The organism is Dactylosporangium sp. NPDC050688 (genome assembly GCF_040654515.1).
Taxonomy (GTDB): domain Bacteria; phylum Actinomycetota; class Actinomycetes; order Mycobacteriales; family Micromonosporaceae; genus Dactylosporangium.
Map to the genome: position 1 here is coordinate 235,910 of NZ_JBFAIC010000003.1, position 14,368 is coordinate 250,277.

The 14,368-nt window shown below is 74.3% G+C and carries 8 protein-coding genes; 3 read left to right on the plus strand and 5 right to left on the minus strand.

Features of this window, described 5'->3' with window-relative positions:
* Window positions 1–104 precede the first annotated feature (104 nt).
* Window positions 105–1,364 (plus strand): MFS transporter, encoded by a 1,260-nt coding sequence (locus tag AB0H83_RS05250; RefSeq protein WP_360087117.1) that lies wholly within the window; start codon window positions 105–107, stop codon window positions 1,362–1,364.
* 33 nt (window positions 1,365–1,397) lie between these two features.
* Here the strand turns inward: AB0H83_RS05250 and AB0H83_RS05255 are convergent, their stop codons facing one another.
* Window positions 1,398–2,531, minus strand: a complete 1,134-nt coding sequence (locus AB0H83_RS05255; protein WP_360087120.1) for a hypothetical protein — start codon at window positions 2,529–2,531, stop codon at window positions 1,398–1,400.
* Window positions 2,532–2,581: 50 nt separating this feature from the next.
* Complete coding sequence (locus AB0H83_RS05260; protein ID WP_360087123.1) at window positions 2,582–4,165, minus strand: DUF4139 domain-containing protein; 1,584 nt, start codon at window positions 4,163–4,165, stop codon at window positions 2,582–2,584.
* 224 nt (window positions 4,166–4,389) lie between these two features.
* Between AB0H83_RS05260 and AB0H83_RS05265 the strand changes: the two genes are divergently transcribed.
* Window positions 4,390–6,186: a TerD family protein gene (locus AB0H83_RS05265; RefSeq protein ID WP_360087126.1), complete on the plus strand. Its 1,797-nt coding sequence runs from the start codon at window positions 4,390–4,392 to the stop codon at window positions 6,184–6,186.
* 53 nt (window positions 6,187–6,239) lie between these two features.
* Here AB0H83_RS05265 and AB0H83_RS05270 read toward each other — a convergent pair whose 3' ends face one another.
* From AB0H83_RS05270 to AB0H83_RS05280, 3 genes are all read right to left on the minus strand, one after another.
* Window positions 6,240–6,776: a hypothetical protein gene (locus AB0H83_RS05270; RefSeq protein ID WP_360087129.1), complete on the minus strand. Its 537-nt coding sequence runs from the start codon at window positions 6,774–6,776 to the stop codon at window positions 6,240–6,242.
* Window positions 6,777–6,828: 52 nt separating this feature from the next.
* Window positions 6,829–12,327, minus strand: a complete 5,499-nt coding sequence (locus AB0H83_RS05275) for a carboxyl transferase domain-containing protein (protein ID WP_360087132.1) — start codon at window positions 12,325–12,327, stop codon at window positions 6,829–6,831.
* A gap of 227 nt (window positions 12,328–12,554) precedes the next feature.
* Window positions 12,555–13,022: an Lrp/AsnC family transcriptional regulator gene (locus AB0H83_RS05280; RefSeq protein WP_360087135.1), complete on the minus strand. Its 468-nt coding sequence runs from the start codon at window positions 13,020–13,022 to the stop codon at window positions 12,555–12,557.
* 131 nt (window positions 13,023–13,153) lie between these two features.
* Here AB0H83_RS05280 and pdhA point away from each other — a divergent pair, with 131 nt between their 5' ends.
* A complete protein-coding gene (gene pdhA, locus AB0H83_RS05285; protein ID WP_360087138.1) occupies window positions 13,154–14,311 on the plus strand; it encodes a pyruvate dehydrogenase (acetyl-transferring) E1 component subunit alpha in 1,158 nt (385 codons plus the stop codon).
* Window positions 14,312–14,368 lie beyond the last annotated feature (57 nt).

A 14,368-nucleotide genomic window follows, 5' to 3' on the forward strand; every position in this document is an offset into this window, starting at 1 on the left:
GGGCACGCCCAGCACTGTGCCACCCGCCCGCAACCTCCCACCCGTCGGATCGACAACCGTGCCGCTGCGCCCGTCTCTAAGCTGGGGCTGTGACGAGCCGCCGCGTGCGACGCACCTACCTCGCCCTGGTGCTGCTGCACACCCTGGCCGTCACGTTCGTCTGGGGCATCAACTCGCTGCTGCTGTTCGAGGCGGGGCTCAGCAACACCGAGGCGCTGCTGGCCAACGCGTGCTTCACGCTCGGCCACGCGGTGTTCGAGATCCCGACCGGGTCCGTCGCCGACACGTGGGGGCGCCGGACGTCGTACCTGCTCGGCGGCGGCACCCTGACGGTCACCACCCTGCTGTACTGGCTGGCCTGGCGCCTGCACGCGGGCACGTGGGCGTGGGCGGCGGCGTCCCTGGCGCTCGCGCTCGGCTTCACGTTCTTCTCCGGCGCCATCGAGGCGTGGCTGGTCGACGCCCTGCACCATCTGCGCGACGACGCGCCGCTGGAGCGGGTGTTCGCCCGCGGGCAGGTGGTGGCCGGGCTCGGCACCCTCGCCGGGTCGCTCGGTGGCGCCTACGTGGCACAGGCCACGGACGTCGGCGTGCCGTTCCTCGTCCGGGCCGGGCTGCTGCTGGTCCTCACCGTCGTGGCCTGGCGGGTGATGCACGACGTGGGTTTCACGCCGCGGCGGACCGCCGGCCCGCTGCGCGAGGCCCGCCGGGTCCTCGCCGAGTCGGTGCGGCACGGCTGGGGGCGGCCCGCGGTGCGCTGGGTGATGCTCGGCTCGGCCGTCGCCGCCGGGGTGGGCTACTACGTCGCGTTCACGATGAAGCCGTACCTGCTGCACCTGGCCGGCGACCGGCGCGCCTACGGGCTGCTCGGGATCGCGGCCGCGCTCAACGCGGCGGCGCAGACGGTCGGCGGGGTGCTGGCGCTGGCGATGCGGTCGCTGTTTCGCCGACGCATGTCCGTCGTCATCGCCGGGGTGCTGCTCAACGGCGCGCTGCTGGCCGGGTTGGGCCTGGTCGGGTCCGGGCCGGCGGGGTCGGTGCCGGTGGCGATGGCGCTGCTCGCCGCGTCGAGCATGGTGTCGGCGGCGATCCTGCCGTCGCGGCAGGCGTACCTCAACAGCCTCGTGCCGTCGGGGCAGCGCGCCACGGTGCTGTCCTTCGACTCGCTGGCCTCCTCCGGCGGCGCCGTGGTGACGCAGCCCGCCCTGGGCCGGGTCGCGGACCTGTCCGGCTACCCGGCCTCGTACGTCGTGGGCGGCGCGCTGCAGGCGCTGGCGCTGCCGGTGCTGCTGCTGGCCCGCCGGCACGAGCGCACCACGGCCGCCGCCGCGGATCCGCAGGCCGCGGTGGCGAACCGGCGGTGAACGTCCGGTCGACCCGCGAGCGCCGGGCGGGCGTCAGCAGTCCCCGGCCGCCCGGTCGGATCCGGGGAGCACGACGCGGTGCACGTACTCCTCGAAGTCGCGCACCGAGTCGCCGATCCACACCATGCCGTGCTCGCGGATGATGAACCAGTCGGTCCGTTTCCGGCGCAGCTCCCGGAAGAACAGCCGGCCGGCGGAGAAGTGCCCGCCCTCGATCCTCGCGTCGGTGACGAGGTCCCGGAAGCGCGGGCCGCGGGTCAGCTCCCGGTGGTGGAAGTGCACGATGAGCCGCGGCCGGCGCCCGTGCCTGCTCAGCAGGCTGCTCAGCACGAGGAACTCCGGCGCGTCGGACGTCGGCAGCCGCTCACCGGTGTAGGTGAGGCTGCGGGTGCCCTCGTCGAACGACGTGATCAGGTCGAAGTCGCCGGCGGTCATCCGCGACTTGTCGGTGAGGGTCTGCGAGGCGAACCAGTACCCGTCGTGGGTGAACATGATGGAGCCGTCGGTGTAGGGCTTGCGCTGCCACAGATGGTGCTCGCGGTGCACCCGGGCCAGCTCCGCGACCTCACCGGCGTGCTCGCGGCGCAGCCGCTCCAGCACCGCCCGGTCACCCGGGTCGGCGCTCTGCGTCGGCTGGTACTTGACCCGGATCGTCTCGCCGATCGCGTTGACGTAGACGTCCTGCCAGGTGTTGGTGCGGATGCCCCGGGACAGCTCCAGCGCGTCGGGGAAGATCGCGTTGATGTCGAGCAGGTCGCACAGCTGCGGCACCGCGCTGCCGGCCCTGGCGTAGTCGGGGTGGTCCTCGTTGGCGTCGGTCAGCGGGTACGCCGAGATGATGTTCGTCCTGGCGCCGGCGGCGGCGAGCGCCGCGAGGTACGCCTGCTCCTGCGGCGGCATGGTGAGCGGGTTCGTCGGGCCGTAGACGACGTAGGTCACGCCGCCGGGCAGGGGCTCGGGCAGGTCGCCGTAGGCGAGCGGCCGCACCGACACGCCGTAGTCGGCGTGCAACGCCCGCGACGCCGGCTGGATGATCTCCCGCAGCGCCCACGCGCTGTGCGGTGAGGCCGGGTTGACAACGTAGAAGTAGCGCAGATCGGCGACGTCGTGCTTGTACCGGTAGTCGTAAACCTGCACGTCTGCCGTGGAAGCCGTCGAGGTGACCACCCAGGGGACTGTACCGCCGCCTCCGCCGGACCGCTCGGTAGCGACGGATCTCACTCCCGCCAGCCGGACAGCTCCACCCCTTTCGCCGTCTCGACGCGGTACCCGAGCCGGACCGTGTGCGTCTGACCCTCCGCGATGATGAGCCGCCAGGTGAGCACGCCGAGGTCGGTGCGTTCGGCGGGCGGCGGCTCCAGCAGCGTCTCGCGCACCGTGATCGTGTCGTGGCGGCTGACCGGCAGCTGGTCCAGCACCGTGATGCGCACCGGACGGCCGGTGTAGTTGCCGACCGTGGTGCGGTACTCGACCTCGCGGCGGCGGCTGGAGCCCAGCGTGGCGCGGGTCGCGGTGCGGCGGGTCAGCTCCCGCTCGACGCGTACCCGGTCGTCCAGGCCCAGCGCCAGCTCCAGCTCCTCACCGGGCGCCCACGCCGACAGGGTCGTCTTGCTGACGAAGTCCGCCTCGTGGAACACCGCCGCCGACCCGGGCGGCAGCGTGTGTGGCGACGTGTTCGTCACCACCGCCCGCAGGTGCACGTCCGTGGACCGGGCCGGCGCCGCGACGTGGTCCAGCTGGGCGGCCAGGTCCAGCACCAGCACGGTCGCGCGGGACGTGGTGCCGTCGGCCGGGACGGCCACGACCCGGGCCGGCCGGTACGTCGCCGCGACCGGGCCCTCCTCGACCTTCGCCTGCGCCACCTCGATCGGGGCGAACCCGTCGAGCTCCTCCTCGTGCAGCATCGCCCGCCGGGCCGGCTGCGGCATCGCGGCCGCGGGTGCCGGGGCGCCGGGCGCGCCACCGTACGCGGCGAACGCCTGCATCGGCGGCGGTGGCGGCAGCAGCAGGTCCAGGTACCAGGGGCGCAGCTCCGGGATCGCCACCACGCCGGACGGGCGGGCCGTGGACAGCGCCAGCTCGCACTCCGGCCAGTCCTCGCCGGTGCGCTGCTCGACCAGGCCGAACCAGGTCAGGCGCAGCGTCTCGCCGGTGAGCCGCACGTCGTACGTGGAGCGCCAGCCGGCGTCGGGCACCTGGTACGACACGTCGAGCTCGACCGGCCCGGGCGCCGACACGGCCAGCGCGACGACGGCGTAGCGCGCGTCGGGCTCCCGTTTGCCGGACAGGTCGGCCAGCTGCCGGTCCAGCGCCGCGACGCGGTCCGTGACCTGGGTGCGGCGGTGCTGCAGCTCCCGGATGCCGGCCAGGACCGAGGTCAGCTCGCCGCCCACGGTGGTGGTGAACGCGGTGACCGTGTCCGGCGCCGCCGCACCGGTGGCGAGGGCCCGCGCGTACGCGCCGCTGGCCCGCTCGCCCAGCGTGGTCAGGAACGCCTGCCGCTGCCGCAGCACCGTCTCCGTGTCACCGATCTCGGCCAGCTCGTCGGTGAGCGCGCGCCGCTCCTGCTGCACCGCGGTCACCGTGCCGTCGGACGGCACCGCGCGGCGGCGCAGCACCACGTCGACGCCGAGGACCGTGGCCGGCCCGCGCCCGCTGACCCGGATCGAGTCGGGGTCCATGCTCAGCGGCAGCGGCCCCACCTCGACGGTCTGCTCACCGGCGTCGAGCGTGCTCTGGCCGCGGCGGGTGACCCGCGCCTGGGTGGGGTAGACGGTGACGGCGACGATCGAGTTGTCCACGACCGGCACCGTAACGCATGCCGTCACCCCCGCCAGGGCCGTTCGGCGGGTGCCGGGTGACCGTTCCGGCCGTGGCCGCCTGCCGATCGGCGCGTTCCCGCGGCGCGCCGCGTGCCGTGGGCCGGTTGCGCGCCGGGTGCCCCGACAATCGCACGGTCCCGCACACCCGACGCCTCACCGTCGCCCCACTGTCGCCCTCTTCGCCGCCCCGGAGGCAGCCCGCCGTGACGTCCGCCGCCATCACCCCCCTGCCCGCCAGCGCCTCGACGCGGTACCCGCTGCGGTACGCGGTCGTGGACGTGGAGACCACCGGGCTGCACGCGCCCAGCGACCGGGTGCTGCAGATCGCCGTCGCGCAGATGGAGCCCGACGGCACGCCCGGGCGGACCTGGTCGACGCTGGTCGACCCCGGCTGCGACCCGGGGCCGGTGCACATCCACGGCATCACCCGCGAACGGCTCGCCGGCGCGCCCCGCTTCGACCACGTCGTGGGGCAGCTGGCCGGGCTGCTCGACGGGCGGGTCCTCGTCGCGCACAACGCCGCCTTCGACTGGAAGTTCCTCGCCGCCGAGGCGCACCGCGCCGTGCACCCCCTGCCGGTCAGCACCCGGCTGTGCACCGTCGCGCTGAGCCGCCGGCTGGACCTGCCGACACCGAGCCTGTCCCTCGCGGCCCTCGCCGCGCACTGGGGCGTCACGCAGGCCCGCCCGCACGACGCCGAGGACGACACCCGGGTCCTCACCGAGATCCTGCGCCACAGCCTCGCCTTCGCCGACACCCTCGCCGTCGAGCTGCCGCTGAGCGCCTGCGACGCTGCCGACACCGATCGCGTGTACCCGGCCCGGCTGCCCCGCCCCGCCTGCCCGTGGACCTGGCCGGGCCGGTGGACCCCCGGCCGGCGCCTCATCCAGGGCGTGAAGGTCGCCATCACCGGCAGCACCGCCACGGCCCGCGACGCGCTCGCGGCCCGCGCGGCCGCGGCGGGGCTGGACGTGATGAACACCGTCAGCGGCAAGACCGGCATGCTCGTCACCAACGACCCGGCCGCCGGCACCTCGAAGCTGCGCGCCGCCGCCATGTACGCCGTCCCCGTCGTCGACGAGGCCACCTTCACCGCGCTGCTCGCCGAGGTGGAGCCCGGCACGCCCAGGGCGGTCACCCGGCCCGCGGTGCCGGCGCCCCGGGCCGCCCGGGCGGCGGCGGCCCCGGCCGGGCCGCTGAGCGGGCGGTGCCTGCTGGTCCTCGGCGGCACCCACGCCGACGCCGCCGAGGTGCGCAACCGCATCGCCGACCTGGGCGGGATCGCGGCGGTCAACCTCACCGCCCGGGTCACCGACGTCGTCGCGCTCCCCGGTGCCGGCAACGACCGCCGCTGGGCCACCGTGACCACCCTCGGCCTGCCGGTGCGCACCCCCGAGGCCCTCGAACCGGCCGCCGCCCCGGACGCCGGCTCGGACGCTGCACCGGCTCCGGGTGCCGCCGCGGCACCGGCGCCGGTGACGGTCCTTTCCCGGGGCGCGGTCGCCGACCTGCCCGGCGGCGTCACCGACTGGACGATCTCGGTCACCTGGCCGACCGGCACCGGCGCCGAGGTCGACGTGGTCGCGTTCCTCACCGACGCCGACGAGCTGGTGCACGCCGACGCCGACTTCGTCTTCTACAACCAGCCCGCCGCCGCCGACGGCTCCGTCGAGCTGACCCTCGACGTGCCGCACGAGGCGCTCGTCGACGTCCGGCTCGGCCGCGTCCCCGACGACGTGAGCCGCATCGTCATCGCCGCGACCGTCACCGGCGACCACACGTTCGGCGACCTCGGGCCGGTGGAGTTCGTCGCGCGTACCGGCGACGGCAGCCCACAGCTGCGGACCACCCTCGACGCGGCGACCACCGAACGCAGCCTCCTGCTCGCGCACGTCTACCGGCGCGACGACCGCTGGCGGCTGCGCGCCATCGGCCAGGGCTACGACCACGGCCTCGCCGAGCTCGCCACCCTGCACGGCGTCACCGTCGACGAGGACTGACGATGTGCCGCAGGCCGGCGGCACCGGGCGGTGCCGCCGGCCTGCGGCACGGGTCAGTGCGCTGAAGGCCGTCCTTGATGCGGCGCTCGGTGTCGGCCCGGGTGCTTGGGTCCCAGCGCAGCCGGCAGGGCACGACGCCTCGACGCGGCCGTCGCGCTGTTCGGGGTGCCGGCCCGCCCGCCGGTCAGTTCCAGGCGGTGGCGGTGCAGGCGACCCGGCCGCAGCCCTCGCACAACGACAGGGTGCGCCGGCCCTCGCCGTACTCGCGGATGCGCGTGGGCAGCGTGGCGACGTGGAACATCGCCGGCGCGCACGTCGCCGGCGAGCAGCTCGACGGACCGGTCGGGGGCGCCGGCGAGCAGGACGCAGAGGTCGTCGAAGCCCACCTCGAAGCGGTCCAGCAGCGCGGCGATGACGTGCTCCCGGTGCGGCCGGAGCCACTCGGGACGCGTACCGGCGAGCAGCGAGAAGTGGTCGGCCAGGCCGCGGGTGTCGGCGCCGGGCTGCGACAGCGCCGCGACCAGGACGGCGACGTCCTCGGCGGAGGCGACCGGCAGGGGCACCCGGCCGGGCATGGTCCAGACTGGCACGCCGGACCGTAGCATCCGGTCCGGCGTGCCCGTGGTGGACGGCGCCGAAGGGTCAGCGCTTCATGCCGTGCTCGATCGCCTCGATGATGCGGGGGCGCAGCTCGGCGGCGCTGATGATGGCGTCGACGGAGCCGACGGCGACGGCGCGCTGGATGTTGTGCACGCGGTCGAACTCGGCGGCGACCTCGCCGAGCTTCTCGGCGCGCACCGCGGAGTGGACCTCGGCGAGCTGCGCGTTGAGCGCGGCCCGCTCGGCGCCGGTGGCCCCGCTGATGCGGGCCTGCAGGTCGGTGACCCGCGGGTCGGTCGCGGTGCGGTTGTTGACCTCGCCGGTGAACACGACCGCGGCGGCGGGGGCGCCGCCGAGCACGGAGGCGAACGAGCCCTCCAGCGCCAGGACGGTCATGTTCGGGTTGAGGGCCTTGGAGAAGACCACGAACGCGCCGCCGTGGTAGCGGGAGATGACGCAGAAGACGATCGGGCCCTCGAAGTTGACGATGGCCCGGCCGATCTCGGCGCCGTACTCCAGCTGCAGCTTGCGCATCGACTCGGGGGAGCCGTCGAAGCCGGACAGGTTGGCGAGGACCACGAGCGGGCGGTTGCCGGAGGCGGCGTTGATGGCCCGGGCGGTCTTCTTGGAGGAGCGCGGGAAGAGGGTGCCGGCGGTGTACGTGTCGGGGCCGTCGGTGGGCGGGAAGCCGCGCCGCGGCACCGAGCGGGACTCGATGCCGATGAGGCAGACGGGCCAGCCGCCGATGTGCGCGTCCTGCACCGCGGACGTCTCGGCGTCGGCCATGCCGGCCCAGCGCTCCAGCACCGGGTGGTCCTGGTCGGACAGGGCCCGCATGACGGTGCGGATGTCGAAGGGCTTCTTGCGGTCCGGGTTGTGCGCCGCGGAGAAGATCTGCCCGACGGTGGTGAAGTCGCTGCCGGCGATCGCGTGCGGGAAGTCCGAGACGTCCCGGTCGGTGGGGTCGCTGGTGACGGCGCGCCGCGGGCCGGTCTCGCCGGGCACCACGTACGTGTGGTCGTAGTGCGCCATGAGGATGTCCCGGGCGGCCGTCAGGTGCGGCGCCCAGTACTGCGCCTGGCCGTTGGGGCCCATGACCCGGTCGTAGCCGCCGATGCCGTAGTTGTCCTCGGCGGACACGCCGCCGGAGAAGTCCAGCGACTGCTTGCCGGTCAGCACCATCGCCGAGTCCGGGGTCATGACCAGGATGCCCTTGGTGTGCATGAGCATCGTCGCCTCGGCGTTCCAGTACGGCTGCGCGCCGACGTTGATCCCCGCGACCACGATGTTGATCTCGCCGCCTGCCTGGGTGAACGTGACGATCCGCTTGAGCGCGGCGGCGACCCAGTCCATGTTCTCGGTGCCGGAGCTCATCGAGATCCTGGCGCCGGCGGACAGCGCGAACCACTCGAGGGGCACCCGCATCCGCTCGGCGAGGTCGAGCGCGGCGATGACTCGCGAGCACTCCGGCTCCGACAGGGCGCCGAGGGCCTTCGTGGGGTCGCCGAGCAGCACGACCCGGGTGACGCCCTCCGGGTGCCGTTCGGTGACGGTGGTGACCACGCCGGCGACGATCGCCGCGCTGTTCCTGCCCTTCGGGCGCTGCACCGGTACGAGCACACCCCGCTCGTCGAGGTCGTGCTCGACGAAGCTGCCCTCGGCGCCGGCGAGCAGGCCGGTCAGCTCGTAGGGGTACACGTTGCCGCGGCGGGCGGCGCGCAGCACCTTCTGCCGGTAGTCGTCGAGGGGCTGCAGCGGCTCCGTCGACGGCTTGTCGACCGACACCCGCACGCCCTGGCCGTGGTCGAGGGTGATGCGCACCGCGACCTCGCTCAGGTCGCCGGCGGAGTTGCGCTGCCGGGCGACGAACTGGACCTCTTCGAGGCCGGCGCCGGCGGACGTCGGCAGGATGCGCTGGACGAGGGTGTTGAGCTCGTCCACGGTCAGCTCGGTCGACGGCCAGACGTACATCATGATCCGGTTGGTGTCGAACCGCTTGTTCTGCGGCCGCTGCGCCTGGATGTTGCGGATCGCGTCGAGGCCGGCGGTGATCGCGTCCTCGACCGCGGGCAGCGCGACGAGCCGGCCGTCGGCTTCCCGCAGCGGCGTCAGGTCGCGGACCTGGCCCATCGCGATGAGCCGCTCGTCGGCCGGGTTGCTGCGCGCGACCGCCTTGAACAGGTAGATCTCCTCGTCCGCGGACGGCAGCCGGGTGAGGTCGAACTCGCGCAGCCGGTGCAGCTGCAGCCGCTGCGCGATCTGCGGGTGCAGGCCGCGGATGAGCCGGTCCTCGACGAAGGCGTCGCCGCCGGCGGCGTCGGGGCGGAACGTGAAGTGGTGGTGCATCACGGCGCCGCTGGTGCCGGCGACGGTGGTGGTGATGCGGCGCACCGCCCGGGGCAGCGACTGCCCGGTGAGCAGCTCGCCGAGGCGGACCGCTATCGCGTCGGCGTCCGGCTGGTCCTCCCATGTGACGTACAGGTCGGCGACGAGGCCGTCGTCGGGGACCCCGGCGGCGAGCTCGGCGACCGCGCCGATCGCGTGCGGCAGGGCGGCGATGTCCACGGCGGTGGTGACGATGCGGACCACGCCGGAGCCGTCGGTGCGCTCGGCGGTGACGAACCGGCAGCCGGCCGCCTCGCGGACGGTGACGCCGGACAGCGCCCGGTTGCCGTAGTAGCGGCGGGTCAGCACCTCCAGCAGCGGCGCGTGGTCGCGGCCGGGACGGCCGATGCGCTGGCCGATGAGCCGCACGAGCGGCTCGGCGCTGGCGACCATGGCCTGGATGCGCTCGGCGCGGTCCGGCGCGTCGGGGTTGCGGTCCAGGTGCTGCAGGTCCTCGCGGACCGCGGCGTACACCTTGGCGCGGTTGCGGCGCAGCAGCGGCTGGGCGAACCAGCGGAACACCACGCCCCGGGCCAGGTCGGACACGGCGGGGAAGCGCACCTGGGTGGCCTCGACGAGGTGCTCCAGGACGAGCCCGGCGCGCTCGCTGAGCGACTCGACCGGCGGCATCCCGGCCAGCCACTGCCGCAGCAGCTCCGACACGACCGCGACGTCGGCGGACATGCGCTGCTGGGCCAGGAAGATGCGGAAGACCGCGGCCTCCAGCTCCGGCGTGCGGTCCAGCTCGGTGACGCCGTAGTGCCGCAGCGCGGTGCGCAGCTTTGCCTGGAAGCCCTCGGGCAGGCCGGCCCGCTCCACGTCGAGGCTCTGCAGGTAGCTGTGGAAGAACTCGCGCGGGCTGTGCACGGGGCTGCCCGGCTCCTCCTCGAACTCGCCGCCGGGCTTGTTGCGGCTGAGCTCCGACAGGTCGGCGAACACGGTCAGCAGGTCCAGCTCGCCCGGCAGCGGCCGGCCCGCGCCGCGCTCGGCGCGGGCGGCCATGTATCCCGACAGCAGCCGCCGGCCGTCCTGCGGGTCGACGTCGAAGCCGAGCAGCAGGCTGCACAGGTCCTGCAGGCCGCGCTCGACCCGCTCGGCCGCGGACACGCCGTCGGGCTCGGCGGGCAGCTCGATCTCGGCGACCTCGGTGCCGCCGGCGGCGTCCTCGGCGGTGTCGCCGTCGGCGAGCGGCTCCAGGCGCATCAGCGGCGCGCCGGTCTCGACCTGGCTGCCGACGGACACCGGGCACTCGCGGACCCGGGCGCGGAACGGCGCGCGCAGCACCGTCTCCATCTTCATGCTCTCCAGCACGAGGATCGGCGCGCCGGCCTCGACCTCGTCGCCGGCGGCGAGGGGAGTCGCCACGACCAGCGCGGGCGCGGGGGAGCGCACCACGCCGCCCTCGTCGCGACTGATCCGGTGGGTGGTGCCGTCGACCTCGACCAGGTGGATCGGGCCGTGGGTGGCGGTGACGAGGCGGAAGCGGTGGCCGTTGACCACGATCCGGCCGCTGTGCGCGTCGAACCGCTCGATCTCCACGTCCACCGGGTGCACCTCGCCGCCGCCGGAGACGCCGACGCGGAAGCGTTTCTGGCCGATGCGCGCGACGCTCACCCGGTAGCCGGCGCCGCGCAGCTTCAGGTCCAGGGGGCGGCCGGTCTCGTGCTGGACCTGGGGGCGCCCGCCGTGCGCGGTGGCCAGCAGCCGCTGCCGGCTGATGTCCTCCTCGTCCTGGTAGGCCTCGATCGCAGCGGCGGCCAGGGCGACCGCGGAGTGGCGGTGGGTGACGAGGCGGCCCTCGGCGCGGACCCGGTCGATCCAGCCGGTGTCGGCGCTGGCGTCGATGACCTCGGGCTGGTCGAGCAGATCGAGCACGAAGCTCTTGTTGGTGGTGCCGCCCTCGATGATGACGGTGGTCTCGGCCATCGCCCGGCGCAGCCGGCCGAGCGCCTCGTCGCGGTCGCGGCCGTACGCGATGATCTTCGCGATCATCGAGTCGAAGTCGGCGGGGATCGTGTCGCCCTCGCTGACGCCGGTGTCGACGCGGATGCCGGGGCCGGCGGGCAGGACCAGCCGGGCGATGCGGCCGGGGGAGGGCGCGAAGTCGCGGTCCGGGTCCTCGGCGTTGAGCCGCGCCTCGACGGCGTGGCCGATCTCCTGCGGCTGCTTGCCGTCCAGGCGGCCGCCGGCAGCCACGTGCAGCTGCAGCCGGACCAGGTCGGTGCCGGTGGTGATCTCGGTGATCGGGTGCTCGACCTGCAGGCGGGTGTTGACCTCCAGGAACGCGAACAGCCGCTCGCCGGGGTGGTAGAGGAACTCCACGGTGCAGGCGCCGCGGTAGCCGACGGCGATGGCGAGCCGCTCCGCGGACGCCTTCAGCTCGGCCGACTGCTCCGGCGCGAGGACCGGCGACGCGGACTCCTCGATGATCTTCTGGTTGCGCCGCTGCACCGAGCAGTCGCGCACGCCGAGCGCCCACGCGGTGCCCTGCCCGTCGGCGATGACCTGCACCTCGACGTGCCGGGCGCCGGTGAGCAGGCGCTCCAGGAACACCACGCCGGAGCCGAACGCGCGCAGCGCCTCCTGGCTGGTGCGCTCGTAGGCCTCGGCGAGGTCCTCGGCGGAGGTGACCTTGCGGATGCCGCGCCCGCCGCCGCCGGCGGTCGCCTTGAGCATCAGCGGGTAGCCGATCTCCTTGCCGGCCCGCAGCGCCTCCTCGAGCGTGGAGACCGCGCCGCGGCTCCACGGCGCGACCGGGACGCCGACCTCCTCGGCGACGAGCTTCGAGCCGATCTTGTCGCCGAGCCGGCGCATCGCCTCCGGGCTGGGCCCGACGAACGTCACCCCGAGCTTCTCGCACAGCTCCGCGAACGCCGGGTCCTCCGCGACGAACCCCCAGCCGACCCACGCGGCGTCGGCGCGGGTCTCGACCAGGGCCCGCTCCAGCACGGCGTGGTCGAGGTACGGCCGGGCCGAGGCGGGGCCCAGCGGGTAGGCGATGTCCGCCTCCCGCACGAACGTCGCGGTCCGGTCGGCGTCGGTGTAGAGGGCGACCGTCTCGATCCGCGTCCCGGTTTCGGCCGAAAGGTCCCGGACGGCGTGGATGAGCCGCATCGCGGCCTCTCCGCGGTTGACGATGGCGACACGACTGAACACCGGCTGAGCCTCCCAGTTACCAACGGCTGCGCCGCGGAGCGGCTGTGCCGTACATGCAGCAGGCGACGTCCGGGTCCCGGAGCGCCGCCTGCACCTTGCTCCACCCTGCGTGATTACCGCCGAGTACGCCACTGTGCCGGATCACGCATCCGGGTGCCGTCGTGTTGTAAGGATCCCACAAAAGAGATCTGGGCCAACCACCAGGCCGGTAGTGACCGGCGTCACTTTCAACGAGTTTCCCACATGGAGGCGGCCGTCGGTGGCTCGAACTCCTCGAAGACCAGCAGGGTGCGGGTGCTCACCACGCCCGGCATGCCCTGGATGACGTCCAGGACGAGCCGGCGCAGGTCGGCGTTGTCCTTGGCGCGCACCAGCAGGATCACGTCGAACTCGCCGCCGACCAGGGCGATGTGCACCACCCCCGGCAGGGCGCGCAGCTGCTCGCCGACCACCCGCCACTCGGCCTGGCGCAGGTTGACCGTCAGGTACGCCGAGGTGCCCATGCCGGCGGCGACGTGGTCGACGTCGGCGCGGAAGCCGCGGATGACGTTGGTGTCGCGCAGCCGCTGGACGCGGGCGTAGGCGTTGGCCCGCGAGATGTGCAGGTGCTCGGCGAGCGTGCGCATCGACATGCGTCCGTCCCGGCTGAGCTCGACAAGGATACGCCGGTCGATGTCGTCGAGCGGGCTGGCCACCTGTCTCACCGTCCTTGCTGAACGAGCCCTCAAGTTGGACGTTTGGCCCGCGGTGGGCCGGTCACGGGCTCCATCTTCTCGTTTCCGGCCGGGCAGTGGAACGCGAATGGCCAGGGGCCCAGTATTGCCGCATGTCACGTGACCCCAGTCACCTGCTGCCGTCCGCGGAGCCGGTCCGCCTGGTCGACGCGCGCGGCCGGGCCGTTGAGGGCGCGCCGTACCCCGCCCCGGACGACGCCGCGCTGCTGCGCTCGCTCGGAGCGCTGATCACCGCGCGCCGGCTCAACGACCAGGCGTACGCCCTCGTGCGGCAGGGGCGCCTCGCCGTGTACCCGTCCTCGCACGGCCAGGAGGCGTGCCAGGTCGCCGCGGCGCAGGTCCTCGACGACGGCGACTGGCTGTTCCCCACCTACCGCGACACCGTCGCCGCCGTCGGCCGTGGCGTCGACCCGGTCGAGGCGCTCAGCCTGCTCAAGGGCGACTGGCACTGCGGCTACGACCCGTACGAGCACCGCGTCGCCCCGCACGCCACCCCCCTCGCCACCCAGCTGCCGCACGCCGTCGGCGTCGCCCATGCGGCCACGCTGCGCGGCGAGCCGACCGTCGTCATGGCCATGTGCGGCGACGGCGGCACCAGCGAGGGCGACTTCCACGAGGCGCTCAACTTCGCCGCCGTCTTCCACGCCCCCGTCGTGTTCTTCGTCCAGAACAACGAGTACGCGATCAGCGTCCCGCTGTCCCGGCAGACCGCGGCGCCGTCCCTCGCCCACAAGGGTGTCGGCTACGGCGTGCCCGGCGAGCGGGTCGACGGCAACGACATGGCGGCCCTGCTCGCGGTCCTCGGCGCCGCCGTCGCACGGGCCCGCGCCGGCGGCGGCCCGCAGCTGGTGGAGGCACACACGTACCGGATGCAGGCGCACACCAACGCCGACGACGCCACCCGGTACCGCGACGACGCCGAGGTGGCGGCGTGGGCCGAGCGCGACCCGATCACCCGGCTCACCACCCACCTGCGCGACCGCGGCGTGCTGCGCGAGGAGCAGCTGGCCGCCTTCACCGCCGAGGCCGAGCGGGTCGCGGCGCACCTGCGCGACGGGCTCAACCGCGATGTCGAGCCCGACCCCGCCGACCTGTTCGCCCACGTGTACGCCACCCCGACGCCGCAGCTGCGGGAGCAGGCGGCACTCGTCGCCGACGAGCTCAGCCGGGAGCTCGGCGAGCCCGGCCGGCAGCTCGGCGAGCCCGGCCCCGCAGCAGGCCGTCGCAGCCCGGAAGGAGCAGCCCGATGACCGCTGTCGCCGAACCCGTGACCGCCGCCGCGCGCCCTGCGGCGCCGGTGGCCGTGC